The organism is Bacillus cereus (genome assembly GCF_015071065.1).
Taxonomy (GTDB): Bacteria; Bacillota; Bacilli; order Bacillales; family Bacillaceae_G; genus Bacillus_A; species Bacillus_A cereus_BA.
The window spans coordinates 127,578-149,903 of sequence record NZ_VOVA01000006.1 but is presented as its reverse complement, the minus strand read 5'-3'; the positions used below and the strand labels follow the sequence as shown (position 1 = coordinate 149,903).

Below are 22,326 nucleotides of genomic sequence, written 5' to 3'. Positions count from 1 at the left end.
AAGGTTTAAATACCATTTTTTGAAACAAGTTCATCATACTATACAAAACTATTCGTTATCAAGAACTTTCTCAAAAGAAGATTCGACACATTCTGATAATTCGGTCTTTTGATCGTATTATTAAGATATTAATAATACTAAAATATAGAAATGAACAAACTTTTTTCCTATAAAACTACTCACACTGCTCTTCGTATATTTTTCATATCAAATACACAATTGGAATTATAGCATATATTTCCACTTCATCACCTAAATATTTTTTACAATAAATACAATTTTCAGACTATATTCGACTTAAATTATTGTAATTCGACATTTTCTTCTTCTTTTCGAATGTTTTTTTAACGAGAAAAGGTGTGAATTTACAAAAGATTTACATATTAATGGGGTGGTTTTCCATTTTTGAAAACGCTGTCAATTTATTTCTCAATAAAATTAACTATTAATCTTCAAAATATGATCTGTTTTTCAGAGATCGTTTTATATGAAAATTAGACCATAAAAAAGAGCCCACATAATGTGGGCTCTTTCCATTGAAATAAATTTCAATTAGCGAGCTACTGTTACTGGTTTGAAAGCAACAAGTTTGTTATTTGCTGTATCAACTGTATTTAAAGTTGCATTATCTTTAAGCTCTTTAGCTTTAAGCGTTAATGTACCAGTTGCAAAGTTAACATCAGCATCATTTTTAGCTTTTAGCCCAAGTACTACTTCTTTAGAAGCTTCTGTTGGAGCTGTAGCTACTGTAAATGGAACACCATTTAAGTCGAATTCAAAATCAGTTGCATCAACTTTTACAGCTTCAGAGAATGTAAGAGTTACTTCTTGTTTCCCTACATTTGTAACTTTAGCTGATTTGAATTCAGGAGCTTTTGTATCTTCAATTTTTAATAATAGGTTTGTTGTACCCATTTTTACTCCAGATGCATTTGCAACATTAGCTACTGTGAACTTCACTGTTTCTGATTTTTCGAAAGTGAATGCTTTTGGTAGTTCAATTGTTGCTGTTGTTGATTTAATTTTTTCTTTTCCATCTACTGTTTCTTTTTCATTAGTTAGAGTAATTAAAGTACCTTCTGGTAATTTAGCGCCAGCTAATGTGTAGTTGTTTACGTTAGCAGCAGATTCTGCAGCTTGGCCACCTTTTACTTCTTTATCGAATTTTACTGTAACAGTATTTTGCTCTTTATTAAATGCAATATCATCATTTGTTACTTTTGGAGCTACTTTATCTACTACTGGTGGTGTTACAGTATCTTTCTTCGCAACTTTTACTTCTGTAGTGAATGCTGCTGATTCATTACCCGCTGTATCTGTAATGAAGCCTTTTGAAGCAGCAACTTTGTAGTTACCTTCAGCTGGGAATGTTAAAGTGATAGCTTTTTTATTATCTTTAACTTCTGTTACTGCTACATCTTTTGTTACATCTTCACTTGTATCTTGGTTAATAACACGAACGTGTGCTTTGTTGACTTTATTAATATCCATTTCTTTATCAAATGTAAATGTAGCTGCTTTATCTTGTTCTTTTTCTGCTACAGCTTTTACGAAGTTAGGAGCTACAACGTCTTTTGTAACTTTTACTTCTTTAGATACTTGCTTACCTACGTTGTTAGCTAAATCTTTGTAGCCAACAAATTCAACTGTAAGGTTTGCAGCTGTTTCAGTTTTTGTAAGAGCAGTTGGTACTGTTACGATTGCTTTAGTTTTATCTTGATCAAGAGCAATTGTAGCACTTTCTACTACTTTATTGCCTTTTTTAACAACTACATTACCTGCTGCAGAAAGTTCTTCTGAGAATGTAGCTTCTAAAGTAGCTGTACCTTCAACAAGTTCTTTCACTTTAACATCTTTAAATTCTGGAGCTGTAGTGTCTTTTTCTACTTTGTAAGTAGCTTTACCTTCGTACATTTCCATTGCGTTACCTGATAAATCTTGAGCACCCGTTACGATAACTGAGAATTCTTTACCATTCTCAAGGTTTAAAGCGTTAGTAGAAGTGAAAGTATTATCTTTAACTGCTCCTGCAACTTCTTGACCGTTAATTACTACTCTAACAGGTTTATTTGTATCTAATTTCTCACTGAATACAACTTTAACTTTTCCTTCTGGAGTAGATACTGTAGATACAGTTGGAGCTACTTCATCGTTAAAGAAGATAACTTCTAATGCCTTTGGAATTTCTTTACCTTCAGCAGTTTTTAAATTTTCAACAGTTACAACATAAGCATTGTTATTCTCAAGTTTTTTAGTACCTTCTAAAGTTAAGATTACAGATTTTTTATCTTCACCGATTTTTGCAGTAACTTTTATTTCGTTATTAGCTCCTTGAGAAAGAGTGAATTTCGCGTTCTTCACATCTTCTTCTTTCACTGTAGCACCAAGTTTAACTTCGATCTCTTTAGCGTTGATTGCTTTAATAGACTCAACTTTAGCTTCTTCTTTTTGTCCGAACTGCTTGTCAGTCTTAGCAATGAATTGAGCTGCTTCTGCTTTAGTTACAGTTTTGTTTGGCTCCCATTTGTCGCCAGTACCAACAGAAATTCCTAATTCAACTAGGATGTTAGCTTTCGCTTTACCCCAGCTATCTTCTAAATCTTTGAATTTAGTTGCTGGAGTACCAGTTACTTTAGTATCTAATTTGTAAGCTTCTACAAGTAGAGATGCCATAGAAACGCGGTCGATTTTTCCGTCTGGATCGAATTTGCCTTCACCTTTACCTTTAACTACGCCAGCTTTTTCAACAGCTGCGATGATTGGAGTAGCCCAGTGTGCTTGAGAATCAGTGTAAGATGGTTTAGCATCTTTATCGATTGGTAAGTTTAAGATTTTAGCCATCATTGTAGCTGCTTCTGCACGAGTTACTTCACGATCAGGAGCGAATGTACCATCGTCGTTACCTGCGATAGCACCTTTTTCTACTAGGTAGTAAACTGATTCTTTAGACCAGTGACCATCTACGTCTGGGAATGTTTTACCTGCTGCTGCTACTGGAGATACAACACCTGCTACCATTGCTGCTGTCATTGTACCAGCGATTAATTTTTTGTAAGAGTTAGTCTTTGCCATTTTATATATTTCCTCCTTCAGGAATGTAATACTAGTTCCGTAATGTTTTAAATAGATATTCTATTTAATGTTGAAACTAGTAAATATAAATGTAGTTAAAATATCCTATATGTAGAAATGATTCCACAATATAGAATAATACACCATTTTTATTCGAATTTAAATCCTTAAATTCGACAAAAAAGTGAATTTTCGTAATTCTAACGTCCATTTTTTTCGACTTTAAATTCAAATAACCTGATTATAATAACAGAATATTTTAAATGTACGAAACAATGCATCAGAACTACATTTGAGCAATATTTATATAACCATTTACAACTATAGCAGAAAAGCGTTTGCAATTTCAATATTTAACTATAAAGATATTACGACATTAATCGACACTATATTTTTTAAATTTTCGACATTATTCTTAAATTCGTTTTTTTGAACAAAACCCGCTCCATCAGTCAGGTGTTTCTATATAAAACGCTTTATAACGATATTCTCTATATGCTAATGTTAAGATTTCAAGATAAAAACATACCTATTCAGGAACAACTAAAACTTCAACTCGTTATTTTTTTCGACATTATTCTACATTTTTATATTTTTGTCGACCTTTTATTTTTTCTTTCATACGCTTCTCTTTCAAATTCTTACTTACATAACAAAAAAAAGAACAGGTGATTCCTGTCCTTCTTTCCACTCAATTATTGAATTAAAAGAGGAATGGCCTCTCATTCTAAGATTCCATTCCTCTTTTTATAGACTCTTTTGCATGTAAGTCATTAATAATATATTTGGACGCTATGGAAATTTGTTCTCGCAATTCCTCTACCCTTTGTCCTAACGTTTCCTGTACATATACTGTTTGCTCTAATTGTTTAATCGCCATACTATGTAATGTTTCTGTCGTCCAGTCTCCATCCACATTCCCAATAATCGGCTGATTTACTTGTTGTAAAAATGAATCGATCTTTGGATCATATGAAATCCCAATCATAGGTGTGTTTGCAACTGCCGATAATATAAGAGCATGAAGTCTCATCCCTATTAAAAGAGAGCATTCTGATAAAATAGAGATTTTCTCATGAATATCCATTTTATAAGGGAGCATGTGCGCTTCTTCTCCCATCAAATTAATGATATCCCTTGATGCATTTTGATCAAATGGTCCATGCATCGGTACAAATAAAATATGGTATCCCTCTTGCTTAAGCTTTTTCAGCGTATCTGCTAACTTCTTCATATAATCTTCTTTTGCATCCCAGTACCTTACACTAACCGCAACGACTTTTCCTTGCAGAGAATGTTTTTGAAGCCAATCGGATTTCTTTTCTTCTGGCTGACAAGCTAATACTGGATCTGGAACAAGTTCAATGTCTTTCTTAATACCAATTTCTTTTAAGTACAAAAAAGAGTCTTCATCACGCACTGATATATATTCAGCCTTTGATACATGCCATTTCACTAATAAACGATTTTGCTTCTTCGTAATAGGTCCGATTCCTTGGGCGTAAATATAATACGGCTTTTTCAAAAAACGAGCAAGCCGCATAATACCCGTATAGTATAAAATACTCTTAATACTTGTCTTATCTTGCAAGAGACTTCCGCCTCCGCTAATTAAACCATTACTTCTCTTTATTTCTCGGTAAATTGCTCTTATATCCCAGCGATTTACTGCTTCTACACCGTACATTTTACTTGTATAGTCAGGGTCATTTGAAAGTACAACAAGCTCAAGAGTAGGATCCTCTTCATGTAGCGCTTTAATAATTGATTGCAAAATTGCTTCGTCCCCAACATTATAAAAACCATAATATCCTGATAAAACTAACCGCACTCTTAATCTCCTCCAACATTTCGCAATCAACTCTTTTTGTAATTAAACAAATTGTTATCCATTCCTTGCCGAGAAAGGTTTGATAACTTCAAATTGATTTCTTTCACAAACATCTAACAAGTCATACCTATTTATAATATTTTTCATTTTCTATAATAAACGATTTTATTTACGTAAAAATGGAATTTGTTCTTTCGATATCCAGTTTAGTTTCAATGCACATATGCCATATAATACTGAAGCTACACTTAGCGCTACGGCACTATATATCATTGCTAAAATCCTGGAATCTGTCACATTGATTAATGTAGACACAAAGTATAATGCTATACCTAAAATACTAGATACTCCAATCACAGCCAAAAATTTCCCTATAGCTATTGGATAGGAAAGATCTTTTCTAATATAAATATGATTTGCAATACAAATCATTATATAAATAATTAGAGTACTATACGCTGCTCCATTTATACCGAATTGGTTTACTAGCGCTATATTTAATATAATTTTTACAAAACTTGCACCGATGACAATCCATGCTGCTCGCATCGAACGATTAATCCCTTGCAAGATTCCTATTGATAATACCATAAGTGATGTGAAATACGAGCTACCAATTAAAATAGCTAACATGCCACTTCCTTTTGTATCTGTAAATAACGCAACATTAAGCGGTACTGCAAGCGCCATAAGCCATATCGTTATTGGCATTGTTAAAACGTGCGCAAACTCATTTGTACGTTTTACTGTCAGTTTAGCTAAATCTATATCTTTTTTTGTTAAAGCAGCTGTTAATAATGGAATTAACGGAAATACTATCGCACTTGCAAATACAACAATTAATTGCGTAAATGCAAAACCACGGCTATATATACCAAATTGTTCCTGAATCGTTGTAGAAGATTCATGTAATACATGTGGAATTGTTACAGAATCAACTAAATTTAAAACAGGCATCGATAACGCTCCAATTGCAATAGGAACTGAAACACGGAGTATGTTTTTCGCGTTTTTCTTAAAGTCTTGTAATGAATATGTTTCACTCTTATAGCGATACGTGCTTTTCACATATTTCACTCGCAAATATATAAGTGACGTAATAACACCAAAGCAAGAACCAATCATCGCTCCGCCTGTTATGATATCACTACCTTTATTCCAATATACAAATATATAAGCAATTGTTAGCATAAAGAACACGCGAATCAACTGTTCAATTACTTGTGATACACCGGTAGGTATCATATCTCCGAACCCTTGGAAATATCCACGGTACACTGCCATATACGGTGCGATTAATAAAGCAAACGAAGTAATAATTAATGCTAGCCTCGTCTCTTGTCCACCAAGCATATTTGCAATGCTACTCGATCCAATGATAATAATTAAAAATCCGAGCACCCCAAATATAACACCGATAATAGATGCGGACGTAAACAATTTAGCTATTCCGTCACGATCATTCTTTTCATGAAGATCAGCTATTAACTGGGATATTGCTAGCGGGACTCCCGCTACTGATAAAGTTAAGGCTATCATATATACAGGAAAAACAAGGCGAAAAATCCCAAGTACTTCATCCCCTGCTATATTTTGCAATGGAATTTGAAAAAAACTCCCCACTACTTTCGATATAAACGTTGTAACGGTTAAAATCGCAGCGCCTTTTACAAACTTTTTATTCATCTTCTATCTCTTTTCTTTCAATATATAATCTACATAAAATATTAAATCCGTATTGTTCATGCATCTTGAGAATTATCACTTTATCTCATTTAGTTATCATACCAAATTTCTTATAAATTGAATACTCTCTTTCTTCTCATGCTTCAAATATAATATGTGCAAGATACGCGTATTTTTATCCAGTTTTTTCTTCAATTTACTACTTCTACTTGTTCAAGATAAACATGTGCTATAATGTAGCTATTGTCAGTAAGAGGAGTGTTTGCAACATGCTGAATTCGGTAAAGAAATTGTTAGGAGATTCTCAAAAAAGAAAGCTAAAAAAATATGAACAACTCGTTCAAGATATTAATGATTTAGAAAAACAAATGTCTGATTTACCTGACGAAGAATTACGTCACAAAACTGTCACATTCAAAAGTATGCTTAAGGATGGTAAAACAGTTGATGACATAAAAGTAGAAGCATTCGCTGTTGTACGTGAAGCCGCAAAACGTGTGCTTGGATTACGCCATTACGATGTGCAGTTAATCGGAGGACTTGTATTACTAGAAGGTAATATTGCGGAGATGCCAACTGGTGAAGGAAAAACATTAGTTTCCTCTCTCCCAACATATGTACGTGCCCTTGAAGGAAAAGGCGTTCATGTTATTACTGTAAACGATTACTTAGCGAAGCGTGATAAAGAGTTAATTGGCCAAGTCCATGAATTTCTCGGCTTACAAGTTGGATTAAATATTCCTCAAATCGATCCTTCTGAAAAGAAACTTGCGTACGAAGCTGATATTACATACGGTATTGGAACAGAGTTTGGCTTTGACTATCTTCGCGATAATATGGCTTCTTCACAAAATGAGCAAGTTCAGCGCCCCTATCACTTTGCTATTATCGATGAGATTGATAGCGTTTTAATTGATGAGGCGAAAACGCCACTTATCATTGCTGGGAAGAAATCAGGTAGCTCTGATTTGCATTATTTATGTGCAAAAGTTATTAAATCATTCCAAGATACCCTTCACTATACATACGATGCAGAATCGAAATCAGCTAGTTTTACAGAAGACGGTATTACAAAAATAGAAGATTTATTTGACATCGATAACTTATATGATTTAGAGCATCAAACTCTATACCATTATATGATTCAATCATTACGTGCCAATGTCGCTTTCCAGCTTGACGTGGACTATATTGTGCATGATGAAAAAATACTACTTGTAGATATTTTCACAGGACGTGTTATGGATGGTCGCTCTTTAAGTGACGGCTTACATCAAGCACTAGAAGCAAAAGAAGGTTTAGAAATTACAGAAGAAAACCAAACACAAGCTTCTATTACAATTCAAAACTTCTTCCGTATGTATCCGGCATTATCAGGTATGACAGGTACAGCAAAAACGGAAGAAAAAGAATTCAACCGTGTATACAATATGGAAGTTATTCCAATTCCAACAAACCGTCCTCTTCTTCGTGAAGATAAAAATGACGTAGTATATGTAACAGCTGATGATAAATATAAAGCTGTGCGTGAAGAAGTTCTAAAACAGCATAAGCAAGGACGCCCTATTTTAATTGGGACGATGTCTATCCTGCAATCTGAAACTGTTGCTCGTTATTTAGATGAGGCAAACATAAAGTATCAATTATTAAACGCTAAAAGTGCAGAGCAAGAAGCAGACTTAATTGCAACTGCTGGGCAAAAAGGTCAAATTACAATTGCTACCAATATGGCAGGCCGAGGTACTGATATTTTACTAGGTGAAGGTGTCCACGCCCTTGGTGGATTACATGTAATTGGAACAGAACGTCATGAATCTCGCCGTGTTGATAACCAACTTAAAGGACGAGCTGGCCGACAAGGTGATCCGGGAAGCTCTCAATTTTTCCTATCTTTAGAAGATGAGATGCTAAAACGCTTTGCTCATGAAGAAATAGAAAAGCTAATAAAATCACTGAAACCTGACAAAACGGGACTTATTAACGCGCCTAAAGTTCATGATTTCATCAACCGTACACAATTAATTTGTGAAGGTGGTCATTTCTCAATGCGTGAATATAATTTGAAATTAGATGACGTAATTAATGATCAACGTAATGTTATATACACACTACGTAACAACCTTCTAAAAGAAGAAACAAATATGATAGAACTCGTTATTCCAATGATTGAACACTCTGTGGATGCAATTGCTAAGCAGCACCTTTTCGAAGGAATGCTTCCTGAAGAATGGGATTTCACTAGTTTAACAGCATCTATTAAAGAAGTTTTACCGGCTGAAACTTTGCCGCCATTATCTGCGAACGACGTACATTCGCCTGAGGATTTACAAATCGTTTTAAAAGATACAATTTCTAGCTATATAGGGCGTGTACAAGAATTAAATGACCATGCGGATTTACAACAATCACTGCGCTACGTTGGTTTACACTTCCTAGATCAAAACTGGGTAAATCACTTAGATGCAATGACTCACTTGAAAGAAGGTATTGGCTTAAGACAATATCAACAAGAAGATCCAACTCGCCTTTACCAAAAAGAAGGTTTGGATATTTTCTTATACACTTACGGTAATTTCGAAAAAGAAATGTGCCGCTATATCGCGAGACATTTAGCAGTTCCAGAAAACGTACAATCATGAGGTGAAAATTTATGTTATCATTCCTGAAAAAGGCAAAGAAACAAGGAAAAGATACTACTGTTTCTAGTAATCAATTATTTGGACAAGAAGAAACTACTTCTCAAAATAAAACGGTAAAGCCCGTTCTTTACTTCCATCCTAGCTGGGGTGACGTAGCACAAGAACAAAAATACATTTATCAGTTCTTACATAAAGAATTACCACGGTTACAAGAATATCAAATTTCTTTATCAGGAATTGAAATTGAAAAACGTGATGGCGCATACGATGTAGCTGCTTTCATTCGCAGCAGTGTCCCAAAACCGATTTCTTTCGAAGAAGTTACATTACTTCTATTAAACAAAGATAAAAAGCTTTGCGCACGTAAAACATTTAACCTGTCTGCTCTTGGCGATATTCCTGAAAATGTAAATATGCCGTTCGTATTTACATTTGAGCAAGAAACAATAACTGAAAATGAGCTATCTCAATCAGATTGGGAATTAGCTTTCGAACTTGAAAGTAAACATCAACTAGATTTAGATCCATCTTGGGAAGCTCAGTTACCTGAAGCAAGCAAAGAAGCTTTACGTAATTTTGTAGATAATTTAACACCTCCAAATGAAGGTGAAATTAACTTCCTAGGTTTACAAGCCGCATTGAAAGAGAACGGCGATTTACATACAACGCTTCTAATCCGTAACGGCTGTAAAGATAACATTCAACTAGAACAACTTCCTCTTCACATTGAAGATGCTTCTGGAGAAGTCGTTGTTAAAGGTGCTTTCACGTTGCCGAATCTTGAAATTAAAGCAAATACTACAAAACCATGGTCATTTGTTTTCCCTGCTTCATCCATCTTGAAACAAAATATGGATTTATCTAGCTGGAAAGCATTTGTACCACAAGACTAATATACAAAAAAGCCTATCTTAAAAGATGGTCATCACACCTTTTAGGATAGGCTCTTTTTTATGTAAAATCTACTTCGTTACTAATAAACGTTCAATATGATACTCCGCTTCTAGTTTACACATTTCATCTACATGCTTTACGTTTCTCTTTTTTAACAGCTCTAATTGTTCTTCGCTCGGCTGCTCACTAATAAGCTCATTAATTTTTTCATTTACTTTCATCGCTAATGCTTGATGGAAATCTGGATGTCCTTTCAACTCGTCGTCTACTTTATTAATCCAAGTTGATTTTGTGTATAAATATTGTTTCCACTGTTCAACAAATTGCTGCATATCAAATTTTTCTTCATTCCATTCAATTTCTTTCATATATTTCTCAAAAGAAACAACAATTGATCGTGTAATCCCGATCTTCACTCCATGTGGTAACTGTTTGTACATCAAATATTCCCTCCAGCTTAAAGCTCTTCCTTCTGAATATAAAGGAATCTCAAAATTCATATACCTTATTATAATAGCACATTGCTAATCTAAGATGTTACTATACTGTGTAGAAAATCAATTGTCAACAAACGCGCAACATCTAGATATACGAATTTCACACGAAATACTTTGTAGAGTGTGAAAGTTCTTATTATTTTTATATCGCTTTAGTTTTCAAAAATTGTAATTTCTCTTTTTGCTCATCATTCGCCATCATTACTATCGTCTTTTCAACATGCGGATGTACATGTTCAAGTGTCACACTCGCTCCTGCTTTATCCGATTGCTCAACAAAGTTTAATAACGCCATAGCTCCTGATACATCCATATAGCGTACATCTTTCATACGCAAAATAACTGGTGACTTCACATGTTGTAAAGAAGCAAAAATACGATCTACTGATAAAAATGAAAGTGGTCCCTGAATCGTATACGTCGCTTCTTTTTCTTTTATAATAGAAGCTTTACGTTCTTTACACTTCACCATGTATATAATGAAGGAAAGAATAATGCCAAACGCAACAGCAACCATTAAATCGAATTTCACTGTCACAACCATCGTCACGAACATAACAATCACATCACCCTTTGGAGCTACATGCGCTTTCCTCATACTTTCCCAATCAAACATCCCGATGCCAGTTAAAATTAAAATGCCTGATAATACCGCAAGCGGAATATATTGTACCACTGAACCGAGTCCCATAATGAAAATGAATAAGATGACACTATGCATACAAGCTGAAAGTGCCGTCTTCCCCCCGCTTCTTATATTGACGATGGATCTAACAGTTGCACCTGCTCCTGCTAATCCGCCGAACAAACCGCTCGCAACATTACCAATACCTTGTCCGATTAACTCTTTATTACTTTTATGACGTGTCCCCGTCACATTATCCATTACGACAGATGTTAATAATGAGTCAATTGATCCTAGTAAAGCAATACTAAGTGCTGGTAATACAAGTGCTAACATGCCATGTGCGTCTAAAGTCGGTACGTGAAGAGATGGCATCGCCTCTGGAATTGCACCTATCTTTTCAATCATCTTATTTAAAGAAAGAGTTCCGACAACTGGTAAGTTTACCGTAATTCCTTGTAGCATAGAAGAAAATAACGGTAACGTTACTGTAACACCTACTAATGCTACTAAACTTGATGGAATGGCCTTAATCCATTTTCCAGAAACAATCATTACAATGATCGTTAATAACACAAGTAGAAAGCTATTTTGTACGTGCTTCATTTCACCTAAAATAATGATCAGTGCAATCCCATTCATAAATCCTGAAACAACAGGATACGGAATATAACGAACGTAAGAGCCGAGCTTACATACACCAAATAAGATTTGAAATAACCCTGCCATCATAAATGCAATAAAACTTGCTTCTAATCCGTGAGTTGCAATAACGCCTGTTGCAATAACTGTAATCGGCCCAGTCGGACCTGTTACTTGCCCCGGTGTACCGCCAAATAACGCCGCAAATAAACCTGCAAAAATCGCACCATACAATCCGACTAGCGCTCCTTCAGACGTTCCCGTCGCTGCAATACCAAATGCAATTGCTAGCGGCAAAGCAACAATCGCAACAGTAAACCCAGCTAAACATTCCTTTGCTATTTTTTGAAACATATAAATAACCACCTTCGTATAAAGTGAAATTTTAATCAGTGAGGAGCTTTTCATTCCCACTGGTTATTAGCTCCCACCAATCGGGCAGTAACGGGCAGTTACTCCCATCTATCTTCTAGATTTTTACTAAAAAGAAGAATTACTGCCCGCAAATAGCGGGATAAAGTCCACGTTCCATTGTACATCTAAAACAAATCATTCGTTAGCGTATTTATAAAAAACTCTTTACAGTCTCGTGAAGTAAACGCCTACATTTACAAATAGCCTTCCCAAGTCAAACTAAAAAACAGCAATATGACGAATCTACCTTTGGAAACAAACTTGACTATGCTATAATGAACAAATTAAATCTTTTACTATATACTTGGAGGCACTATGCTAACTTTTGAAGAAAAATTATCAATTATTGAATCTTTCCCGGAATTAGAAAGAAAGAACGTATCGTTAAAACGCGTAAACTTTCACTTTGAAGAAAGTCGTTTAGATAAAAAGAACGTTGTATATCATTTACACCCAAATGGAAACGGATTTGTATATGCAAACTTCATTAAAGGTTATAGAACAGATGATAAAGGCATGATTAACATCCGTGAATTTTCAGAAGAAGAACTGCGTTCATTAATTGAAAAAGTAATTGAACGTCTATCACAGGAGCAAGAAGAAATTGTTGCACCGATGGCACCTGCTGAGGAAGAGGAATGGCGTAACGAAGACGGCCATATCCTTACTCTTATTCAGGAAGACGATATGTGGAACGTTTACGCTGGCGTAAACTTAGACGGTACATTCAACTCTTATCCAGAAGCTGCGGAATACCTTGATGAAGAAGGTTTCTCACGTAAATAATACGTTCCTTACTACTAATGAGGCCGTCCCAAAAGTTTTTTGGGGACGGCCCTTTTTTTATTAATAGGTAGGCTATTATTGTCGTATTTTGTATTTAAGTCGATATAATGAGAGTTATGTTGCAATTTTACCCAATAAGAACATAACTCCATTCCATAAAATTATGGAATCAAAACTTCTTATTCTCACTATCCCCTATAAAAATTTGAATTTGACAACTATACGTCTCCGTATTAAAAAAATCATTAACTAACTCCACTTCAATAAAACTTTCCACTTCTATATCGTTTTCTTTTATATATTTAATCATAGTATTTCTACGTTCTTCTTCATTTTCTTTACTATACGCTAATGTTACATATTTCCCGCTCGGTAATACTTTTATATTTTGCATCTCTTCCATATGTACATAATCTTGTACCTTATTAAAAACATACTTTGGTTCTACATCCCACTTTTCATTGACATTGTATAGAATACCCATTTCCATTGACATTTTCTCTTCATAATCTTGAGCGATTTTCTCTAAATCGGAATAATACAGTAACTCCTGTAAACTCCCTACTTCTTTACAAGGCGCCACAACTACATAACGCTGTTCAAAGAACTTAATAGCTATTTCATCATTCTTTAATATTTCCTGTGAACTCCCTACTTTTGCATTTAAGTCATCAATCGTTTCAATTACCTCTTTCATTTTCTTTATATGCTCTTCCGCTTCCTCCCTCTTCAATTGTAAAAATCGCAGCAACTTATCCATATCACATTCCTTAAAAATCTCTTGAAGTTCTACTATACTCGTGTTCAACTCTCTACAGCTTTTTATAATATCAATGTGAATGAATTGATCTATAGAATAATATCTATATCCTGTTGATTCATCAATATGTTTTGGAATAAGAATTCCCATCTTATGATAGTACCTTAACGCCTTTATCGTTATATCCTTTATTTTTGCAACTTCTCCAATAGAGAATATTTTTTTCATTTGAATCTCTTCCCTCATATTTTTCTCACACAACCATTGACTCTCCCCTTAGAGGAGACCTTACTATTTATAATAAGTCATTTACATTGATAAAGGGAGTATACAATTATGAACACAGTAAAATATAGAAGTCTAGCTAAGGAAGACTATGAGCCTATAAAACATTTAATTGGCGAGGCATTTGGATTTAATGAATTCATTACAGATAAAAAATTTTTAGATTCCGTATTAAACTTCTATCTACACAGTTGCATTTTAGGAAGTTCCTTTAGTAAGGTAGCTGAAAAAGATAATAAAATTATCGGTGTCATTTTAGGCGATTCCAAAAAAGATAAAAACCGTTTAAAAAGATTCGATAATACTGTTAGCATTACCTTTAACATGATGAAACTATTCATGACTAATAAAGAGAATAGAGAATTTTTAAAAGCATTTATAAAAGTTAAAAAAACATATAAAGAACTCATTCAAGGAAAAGAAGATCATTTTCAAGGCTGTATACAATTATTCATCGTATCCGAAGAATCTAGAGGTCTTGGGGTTGGGAAAACTTTAATGAACTACTTGTTCCAATATATGACAACCGAAGATGTAACATCTTTATATTTATATACAGACAATAACTGTAACTACGGATTTTATGACAAACAAAACTTCCAACGTATACAAGAAAAAGCAGTTGATTTTGGACCAAAAGAAGAAGATTTCAACATATTTTTATACCGTTATGACTTTAACTAATAGTAACATTTACACTTCGATGCTCTTTGCTAATTAGCAAAGAGCTATATTCAGTATGATATCACTCCTATCTATAAATGCAGCGAGTGGTTATCAAAAAATCATACTAGCTTAAATCCTCCAGCCAAACTCTTCTACTACTATTGTTTCAGTTCGATTAGTGCGAAAAAGAGGAAGATGTGTAACAACTTCAATTTAAAAAGGAGCGCACAACATGGAATGGATTCATGAATTATTTCAGCAATATGGGTATTATGTAGTACTTGTCGGATTACTTTTAGAATATATTGCTCTTCCGTTTCCAGGAGAGCCAACATTAGCCTATGCAGGATTTTTATCACATCAAGGTGATTTGAGTTTACCAATTTTAATTATTTTATCCTTTATTGGGACAAGCGTAGGTATGACATTCCAATACTTTTTAGGAAATAAACTTGGCATGCCTTTCATTCAAAAATACGGGAAATATGTATTTTTAACAGAACGAAAAATTAATTTAACGAAAACGTGGTTCGATAAATACGGATATTTTCTAATTTTTATCGCTTTTTTCATTCCAGGCGTCCGCCACTTCACAGGATACTTTGCAGGAATTATCAACTTACCATTTCGCCGCTTTGCGATGACAATTTATTCAGGCGCCCTATTTTGGGTATCATTCTTCTTAATCGGTGGTTACTGGCTAGGGGAAAACTTAGAAAATATATTCCTAGTACTTGAACAACACATTTGGAAAATTATCTTCGGTATTATTATCATTACGCTAATCACCCGATTTCGCAAAAAAATAAAGCATGTAATTTTAAAACGTATACATTAAAATAATAATCATTTCATTTAAATCTTTCATCAATAAGTAGCATCCCACTTAGCTATGTACAAAAATAATAAAAAGCGGAGACCCATAGTCTCCGCTTTTTCACATACATTTTATTTCCGAACTAACTCTCACGCTCATTAATTTTTTTTACGTCTAAACAACATCGCTCCAAAAATTAATGCGAACATACCTGCAATAATAGAAGTAGATTCAGTTGATGCTCCCCCTGTTTGAGGAAGTAACTTTGATTGCTTATTATTTTCTTTACTAGATGGTACTTCAGATTTATTTTTTACATCTTGTTTGTTTTGTACTTCTACTTTATTTTGTACTTCCGGTTTGTCTGTTACCTCTGGCTTCTCTAGCACATTCGGCTCTTCTGTCACCTTTGGCATTTCCGGTTTTTCTTCTTTTAACTCTTCTGTTGTTTCTTCTTTAGTTTCTTCTTCAATCGGCGTTACTAAGATTTCCGGTTTGTCTGTTACCTCTGGCTTCTCTAGCACATTCGGCTCCTCTGTCACCTTTGGCTCTTCCGGTTTTTCTTCTTTTAACTCTTCTATTGTTTCTTCTTTAGTTTCTTCTTCGATCGGTGTTACCAAGATTTCTGGTTTGTCTGTTACCTCTGGCTTCTCTAGTACATTCGGCTCTTCTGTTACCTTCGGTGTTTCCGGTTTTTCTTCTTTTAACTCTTCTGTTGTTTCTTCTGTTGTTTCTTCTTCGATCGGTGTTACTAAGATTTCCGGTTTGTCTGTTACCTCTGGTTTCTCTAGCACATTCGGCTCTTCTGTTACCTTCGGTGTTTCCGGTTTTAACTGGTCTTCTATCTCTTCTGTTGTTTCTTCTTTAGTTTCTTCTTCAATCGGCGTTACTAAGATTTCCGGTTTTTCTGTTACCTCTGGCTTCTCTAGCATATTCGGCTCTTCTGTCACCTTTGGCTCTTCCGGTTTTTCTTCTTTTAACTCTTCTGTTGTTTCTTCTTTAGTTTCTTCTTCGATCGGTGTTACCAAGATTTCCGGTTTTTCTGTTACCTCTGGCTTCTCTAGCACATTCGGTTCTTCTGTTACCTTTGGTTCTTCCGGTTTTTCTAGATCTTTTATTTCTTCTGTTGTTTCCAACTTACCTTCTGCTTCAACTTCTGTTGCTTCCTGTATCTTTACATTTGTAATATCATATCCGTTAACTTTCGATTGATATCCTGATACTGGTTGCTCTTTCACTGTGTATGTATAGGCATTACCGTCATTATCATATGCAGGTATATTTGCAAATGTATAATTCCAATTGTTTTCTGCTGTTACGTCTTGTGTCTGGATTACGTCACCATTTTTCAGTAAGTCTACTTGAATCGTGCTCGGACGATCTGTTGCATTGTTATCATTCCAAGTCTTCGTTCCTGAAACGGATGTCGTTTTCACTTTATTCGGGATCTTAAGCTTTACGCCTGTTTCAGCATTTGCATCAACTGTAAAAGGCACTTTTACTTGAGGATCAAAATCCACATAGTCTGGAGCTTTAATCTCTGTTACATAGTAATTTCCTGAGTCTAGATTAGGGACCTCAACCATACCTTGTCCATCCGTTGTATAAGTATCGCCAATTTGTTCACCCGATTCCTTATACAACTTAAACGTAACATCCGGAAGGAGTTTTGTTTCATCTCCGGCAATGTGCTTCACGATTCTTAACGTTCCTTTAGGAGGTAAATCTCCTTCAGCACCCCCACCTACGTTTATATTATCAGCCCAGGCCTGCTCTGAAAACGTTACTGGTTGCTCATTTGAAATTTGGTAATTAATCGTATAGTTATTGAAAAAAGTTTTTTGCTTCATTCCACTATCAGTTACAGTAGCTGTATATCTTAAAAATAGGTTCTTACCGCTACTCTGCTCTTTATAAAACCTAACTTCGAAAGAATTACCATTAAAGGTAATCGTCCCATAACCCCCATCATTAAATTGTTGAGGTGTTAAATTTTGATTTCCAACACCTATACTAAAACCATCTTGATCCAGCGTTTGTCCCGCCTCTAAAGTATCAGTCAAAACTATATCAGAACTAAATTGTTGCTGGTTATTATTTATAGGTATTTCCCACTTCACTTTAGTTGGAGCATCCGCATCCATTCTACCTGTTTTATAGACAAATGGTGCTGTACCTCCACCACCTTCAGTTGGACCCTTAATTGTGATACTTTGTGTTTGTAATTGTGTACCTAAGTTTGTATCAACTGTGAGCGTTTGTCCCGTTGCTACATTCTTAGTTGCTTGAACTCCAAAATAAAAATATCCTCTAATATTTTGAAGTTTCTCAGCAACATCGCTAAATGTACATACCACATTCGTTGACGTTACTTGACAAGTACCAAAGCTTACACCTGCATCATTTTTTAAATCAATCGTTCTAGCATACCCCTGTAATTCAGGTGGTAATGTTAATGTTAGTGTGTCTCCAGCCTTCATTTGATTTCCAGATTTATCACTAAAATCAACTTTTATTCCCGTTCGTTCTCCGTAAGTTAGATCCGTTTTGTCGAACTTAAATGTATCAACAAATCCTGTTGTGTTTAATTCTTGAGCATGCCCTATGATAGGCATAAAAACTTGTCCAATAATAACAGTAAAAATAAAACAAACTACAGATATTCTTTTTAAATATGTACTCATAACGCCTCCAATTTTAATTATCACATTTTTCTATTATGAAATTCTTTTCACCCTAAACCACCTTAAAAAAAGGTTACAACTAAAGAATATTTGCAGCATCAAACTATCTTTAATTATGCAAAACAAAGCAGTAAACAACACGCTTCATTAACCATATTGTCCTTTCTACTTCTTTTTTTTGGCAGCCAACAATAAATATTAGTACTTATGAAAATGCATTACAAGACTGTTTATTTGTATATTAATTTGTTACTATATTCATACTACCAAAAAATACTAATTGACCCCTTTGGTCATAAGGTCATCTGATGACCGATAATCTTTCTCTTTCAAATATTATCCACCGCCGTTCTCCTCTAATAACTTTATTCCACTAGTACTAAAGTACGAACATATTTCAAAATTACAAACCAACCGTTACTATTTTTCGCATTTCTCATCCTCTTCAAAAACACCCTTATTTAAAACGAATAATATGATTTTGAAGTCAAAACGTTAAGTCGTAAAATATATTCTACTATAATAATAGGAAGTAATTATAAATAGAAGGTACATACTATTTTTGATCCCTCTATATATCATATTTAATAATTTTTAAAAAATAAAGCTACCTTTCCTTATTAAGAAAGATAGCCTTATTTGTATAGACAACCGCTCTACCACTTACTTTTTCGCACCTTTCAACGACTCTCTCAGCACAAACTTTTGCAATTTTCCACTCGCATTACGAGGAAGTTCATCTACAAATAAGTAATGACGCGGACGTTTATAATCTGCTAATTCATCACTTTCCTTGCAATACGTTTCTAAATCAGCTTCTGAAATATTTTCATCTTTCTTTACAACGATCGCAACGACACGCTCTCCCCATAGTTCATCTGGCTCACCAAGTACTGCAACATCTAATACACCAGGGTGACTATGAAGGAAGTCTTCAATTTCGCGAGGATAAATATTTACACCACCGCTAATTACCATATCATCAACGCGGTCTGCAACGAATAAATAACCGTCTTTATCGAAGTAGCCTAAATCACCAGAATGATACCATCCTTTATACATCGATTTTGCATTTGCTTCTTCTCGATTATGATATCCAGCCATCATAGTTGGACCGCGCAAAATAATTTCCCCTACTTCATAAGGAGGCAACATATCATCTGGCTCTGCTGGTGCGTCTTCGTTCGGTTTGACAATACGAATTTCATGGCTAAAGCATGGTGTTCCTGCTGAACCAGCTTTCGTAATTTGATCCTCTTCTACAAGAAACGCAACAACTGGTCCCATTTCTGTCATTCCGTAAATTTGGACAAGATCAATATAAAGACGCTCTTTACATTCCTTCACTAGCGCTGGAGCCATCGCAGCCCCGCCATATACACCGATTTTCATCGAAGTTAAATCATACTCAGCTAGATCTTCTTGCAATAACATATTCCACATCGTCGGTGCTGCAAAAAACGTCGTAATCTTCTCTTCTTGAATGGTATGTAATACTCTATCCGTATCAAAATGATGCAAAATAACATTCTTTCCGCCAACTTGAATGCGCGGTATGATTCCAGCATTTAACTCTCCGCAATGATATAAAGGGGCTACCACAAGCCCGGCGCTATCCCTGTTATATTTTATGAAATACGTACAAATCATACTATGCTCAGCCATATCACGATGGCGATGTAGTACGCCTTTCGGATGACCAGTCGTACCACTCGTATAAAGCATAGAGCAATAATCCATTTCATCGACTACAATATCTATTCTTTCAGCTGATGCTTCATTTACTTTTTCATGGTAAGAACTAGCATAGGAAGGTGCATCGTCTTCTACATACCAAAAAGACGAATTTGGAAAATCTCGTTCAATCATAGTAACAGTTGATTCAACTGCTTTTTCAAAGACAACTACTTTCGAGGCTGCATCTTGGAGGATATACGATAATTCTTTTGCTTTTAAGCGGAAATTAATCGGGTTAAAGATCGCTCCAATTTTGGCACAAGCTAAGTAAACGTTTACAAATTCACGACAGTTATATAAGTAAACAGATACACAATCTCCCTTTCTTACTCCTTCTTTCAATAGAGCTTGCGCTGTTTTATTTATTTGCTCATCCCACTGTTTATATGTCCAACGAATATTTTTTTCTGGTTCTACTAACGCCTCTTTATTCGGATACTTGCCAACTGCCAAATCAAAAATTCTCCCTATCGTCATGTACATGCCAACAATTTCCCCCTTTTCTCTTTCATAAATCTATCATTTCGTCTATAAGTAGACATTGTCCTCTAATAATATGACTAATTTTTCTGATTATTATCGACATAGTTTTACAAATGGACCGCTCGACGGTAAATGAAATTATATTGGCGATTTTTAAGATATATCGATTTATCAACAAAAACTGACAACAATAGTCCCCTATATTAAAAAGAGGCCATCCCAAAATTGGGACAGCCTTCTTCTCCTTACACGAATAGCTCTTCTAAAATTTTCAGTTTATCTTCTGTATATTTCACGAAGCCATCGTTATATGATTTTGGATCTTTCGGATTCGCAAAGTGTGTAATTGCTCCTGTTTGTGGGTGAACAAATTTACTTGATGCACCGCAACCAAGTCCGATAATCGATTGTACTTCTTCCATAATAACAATATTATAGATACTTTCTTGCGTCGGCATTGCATACCCAACGTTTTCTAAGTTACCTAAAATATTCTTTTGGCGATATAAATAGTATGGCACGTAATTATGGTTCTTCGTCCACTCTTCCGCCTCATGCATCATCGCAGTAATTTCTTCGCGACCTGCTACTTTATATTTACGTTTGTTTTGCGTCATTTCAGAAGCACGTTTAAATGATAACGTATGAACTGTTAACGATTCTGGCATTAACTTTTCTGTTTCATCTAACGTATGCTTAAAGATGTCTAATCCTTCACCAGGAAGACCAATAATTAAGTCCATGTTAATATTGTTCATTCCCATTTCACGTGCTAAATGATACTTCTCAATTGTTTCTTCTACAGTATGATGACGTCCAATTGCCTTTAGTGTCTCTTGATGGTATGACTGCGGATTAATACTAATACGGTCAATATTCCATTTATTTAACACTTCTAGCTTTGCTGGTGTGATCGTATCTGGGCGACCTGCCTCAACTGTTACTTCACGCACATCTTTCACATCAGGGAACGCTTCGTACATTTCTTCATAAAGCATATCCATCTCTTCTGCTGTAATACTCGTCGGTGTACCGCCGCCGTAATAAATCGTCGTAACTGTAACACCTTTTTCTTTTAAAAACTTACCAATTTCACGAACTTCATAATGTAACCCGCCTAAGAACGAATCAACTGATCCTTGGCGTCCGTTAATTGCATAAGCTGGGAACGTACAGTACGCACATTTTGTAGGACAAAACGGAATACCGATGTAAATACTTACTTCTTCTTTCAAACGGTATAAATCCGGAACAACCGCTAATTGGCAATCAACGATACGCTGAAGAAGTTCAATTTTTTCTTCATGAATTAAATAACTTTCACGAAGTTCTTTATGCGCTTCTTCTTTTGACATACCATTTTGAAGCAATTTGTGAAGAAGCTTCGTTGGGCGTACCCCAGTTAATATTCCCCAGCTCTGTTCAAGTCCAGTTAGCTGCTGAAGAACAGAAAGATATACGTAAGAAACGACATGTTTCACTTGCTTCATACGTTCTTTTTCTTCTGTGAAAGCAGATAAATCTTTCGCGAATGTTTCTTCATATACATTTCCGGTTGCAACATCTGTTAAACGAGCCGATGCTGTCACATTACCTTCTATCTGTATATCAACGATAAGATTTGCTTCTTCTTTATCAAACCCTATCGTGCTCTCTTCAAAAAATAAACCGCCAATATTTTGTAGCGGACGTAAAAAACGATCATCTTGTAACGTTTTAATTGAAATTAACAACATTATCACCTTTTCATTTGCAAACTCTCTTTAGTTTACTTGAAGGGCGTTTGCAGGTCAATACAGAAGCTTTTA

General features: G+C 35.0%; 14 protein-coding genes. 5 read left to right on the top strand and 9 right to left on the bottom strand.

The window, feature by feature from the left end:
- Positions 1-552 precede the first annotated feature (552 nt).
- The 3 genes from FT637_RS17595 to FT637_RS17585 form a co-directional block, all read right to left on the bottom strand.
- Positions 553-3,072 carry an S-layer homology domain-containing protein gene (locus FT637_RS17595; protein WP_193647391.1) on the bottom strand — a complete coding sequence of 840 codons (2,520 nt, stop codon included), beginning with the start codon at positions 3,070-3,072 and terminating at the stop codon, positions 553-555.
- A 727-nt stretch (positions 3,073-3,799) separates the two neighbouring features.
- Entirely contained in the window at positions 3,800-4,903 is a 1,104-nt protein-coding gene (gene csaB, locus FT637_RS17590) for a polysaccharide pyruvyl transferase CsaB (RefSeq protein WP_193647390.1), read from the bottom strand.
- A gap of 165 nt (positions 4,904-5,068) precedes the next feature.
- Positions 5,069-6,589: an oligosaccharide flippase family protein gene (locus FT637_RS17585; RefSeq protein ID WP_193647389.1), complete on the bottom strand. Its 1,521-nt coding sequence runs from the start codon at positions 6,587-6,589 to the stop codon at positions 5,069-5,071.
- A 269-nt stretch (positions 6,590-6,858) separates the two neighbouring features.
- On the opposite strand from FT637_RS17585, the gene secA2 reads away from it, so the two are divergent.
- Both secA2 and FT637_RS17575 read left to right on the top strand, forming a co-directional pair.
- Complete coding sequence (secA2, locus tag FT637_RS17580) at positions 6,859-9,228, top strand: accessory Sec system translocase SecA2 (protein ID WP_193647388.1); 2,370 nt, start codon at positions 6,859-6,861, stop codon at positions 9,226-9,228.
- 11 nt (positions 9,229-9,239) lie between these two features.
- Positions 9,240-10,121 carry an accessory Sec system S-layer assembly protein gene (locus FT637_RS17575; protein ID WP_193647387.1) on the top strand — a complete coding sequence of 294 codons (882 nt, stop codon included), beginning with the start codon at positions 9,240-9,242 and terminating at the stop codon, positions 10,119-10,121.
- Between the two features lie 69 nt (positions 10,122-10,190).
- On the opposite strand, the gene FT637_RS17570 is transcribed toward FT637_RS17575, so the two are convergent.
- Together FT637_RS17570 and FT637_RS17565 are read right to left on the bottom strand one after the other, a co-directional pair.
- Complete coding sequence (locus tag FT637_RS17570; protein WP_193647386.1) at positions 10,191-10,562, bottom strand: hypothetical protein; 372 nt, start codon at positions 10,560-10,562, stop codon at positions 10,191-10,193.
- Between the two features lie 199 nt (positions 10,563-10,761).
- Positions 10,762-12,240, bottom strand: coding sequence for a SulP family inorganic anion transporter (locus FT637_RS17565; protein WP_193647385.1), 1,479 nt, complete (start codon positions 12,238-12,240; stop codon positions 10,762-10,764).
- A gap of 375 nt (positions 12,241-12,615) precedes the next feature.
- Here FT637_RS17565 and FT637_RS17560 point away from each other — a divergent pair, with 375 nt between their 5' ends.
- Positions 12,616-13,086, top strand: coding sequence for a hypothetical protein (locus FT637_RS17560; protein WP_193647384.1), 471 nt, complete (start codon positions 12,616-12,618; stop codon positions 13,084-13,086).
- Positions 13,087-13,255: 169 nt separating this feature from the next.
- On the opposite strand, the gene FT637_RS17555 is transcribed toward FT637_RS17560, so the two are convergent.
- A complete protein-coding gene (locus FT637_RS17555) occupies positions 13,256-14,074 on the bottom strand; it encodes a MerR family transcriptional regulator (protein ID WP_193647383.1) in 819 nt (272 codons plus the stop codon).
- A 108-nt stretch (positions 14,075-14,182) separates the two neighbouring features.
- Between FT637_RS17555 and FT637_RS17550 the strand changes: the two genes are divergently transcribed.
- Both FT637_RS17550 and FT637_RS17545 read left to right on the top strand, forming a co-directional pair.
- A complete protein-coding gene (locus tag FT637_RS17550; protein ID WP_193647382.1) occupies positions 14,183-14,815 on the top strand; it encodes a GNAT family N-acetyltransferase in 633 nt (210 codons plus the stop codon).
- 214 nt (positions 14,816-15,029) lie between these two features.
- Complete coding sequence (locus FT637_RS17545) at positions 15,030-15,635, top strand: DedA family protein (RefSeq protein WP_193647381.1); 606 nt, start codon at positions 15,030-15,032, stop codon at positions 15,633-15,635.
- A gap of 137 nt (positions 15,636-15,772) precedes the next feature.
- On the opposite strand, the gene FT637_RS17540 is transcribed toward FT637_RS17545, so the two are convergent.
- From FT637_RS17540 to FT637_RS17530, 3 genes are all read right to left on the bottom strand, one after another.
- Positions 15,773-18,298, bottom strand: coding sequence for a Cna B-type domain-containing protein (locus FT637_RS17540; protein WP_193647380.1), 2,526 nt, complete (start codon positions 18,296-18,298; stop codon positions 15,773-15,775).
- A 663-nt stretch (positions 18,299-18,961) separates the two neighbouring features.
- A complete protein-coding gene (locus tag FT637_RS17535) occupies positions 18,962-20,518 on the bottom strand; it encodes a fatty acid--CoA ligase (protein ID WP_193647379.1) in 1,557 nt (518 codons plus the stop codon).
- Between the two features lie 245 nt (positions 20,519-20,763).
- Positions 20,764-22,254: a coproporphyrinogen III oxidase gene (locus FT637_RS17530; protein ID WP_193647378.1), complete on the bottom strand. Its 1,491-nt coding sequence runs from the start codon at positions 22,252-22,254 to the stop codon at positions 20,764-20,766.
- Positions 22,255-22,326: the final 72 nt, after the last annotated feature.

Excerpts from the sequence above, each read along its gene's own strand:
- FT637_RS17595 (WP_193647391.1), bottom strand. The coding sequence starts at position 3,072 with ATGGCAAAGACTAACTCTTACAAAAAATTAATCGCTGGTACAATGACA.
- FT637_RS17585 (WP_193647389.1), bottom strand. The coding sequence starts at position 6,589 with ATGAATAAAAAGTTTGTAAAAGGCGCTGCGATTTTAACCGTTACAACG.
- secA2 (WP_193647388.1), top strand. The coding sequence starts at position 6,859 with ATGCTGAATTCGGTAAAGAAATTGTTAGGAGATTCTCAAAAAAGAAAG.
- FT637_RS17575 (WP_193647387.1), top strand. The coding sequence starts at position 9,240 with ATGTTATCATTCCTGAAAAAGGCAAAGAAACAAGGAAAAGATACTACT.
- FT637_RS17570 (WP_193647386.1), bottom strand. The coding sequence starts at position 10,562 with ATGTACAAACAGTTACCACATGGAGTGAAGATCGGGATTACACGATCA.
- FT637_RS17565 (WP_193647385.1), bottom strand. The coding sequence starts at position 12,240 with ATGTTTCAAAAAATAGCAAAGGAATGTTTAGCTGGGTTTACTGTTGCG.
- FT637_RS17560 (WP_193647384.1), top strand. The coding sequence starts at position 12,616 with ATGCTAACTTTTGAAGAAAAATTATCAATTATTGAATCTTTCCCGGAA.
- FT637_RS17555 (WP_193647383.1), bottom strand. The coding sequence starts at position 14,074 with ATGAAAAAAATATTCTCTATTGGAGAAGTTGCAAAAATAAAGGATATA.
- FT637_RS17550 (WP_193647382.1), top strand. The coding sequence starts at position 14,183 with ATGAACACAGTAAAATATAGAAGTCTAGCTAAGGAAGACTATGAGCCT.
- FT637_RS17545 (WP_193647381.1), top strand. The coding sequence starts at position 15,030 with ATGGAATGGATTCATGAATTATTTCAGCAATATGGGTATTATGTAGTA.
- FT637_RS17540 (WP_193647380.1), bottom strand. The coding sequence starts at position 18,298 with ATGAGTACATATTTAAAAAGAATATCTGTAGTTTGTTTTATTTTTACT.
- FT637_RS17535 (WP_193647379.1), bottom strand. The coding sequence starts at position 20,518 with ATGTACATGACGATAGGGAGAATTTTTGATTTGGCAGTTGGCAAGTAT.
- FT637_RS17530 (WP_193647378.1), bottom strand. The coding sequence starts at position 22,254 with ATGTTGTTAATTTCAATTAAAACGTTACAAGATGATCGTTTTTTACGT.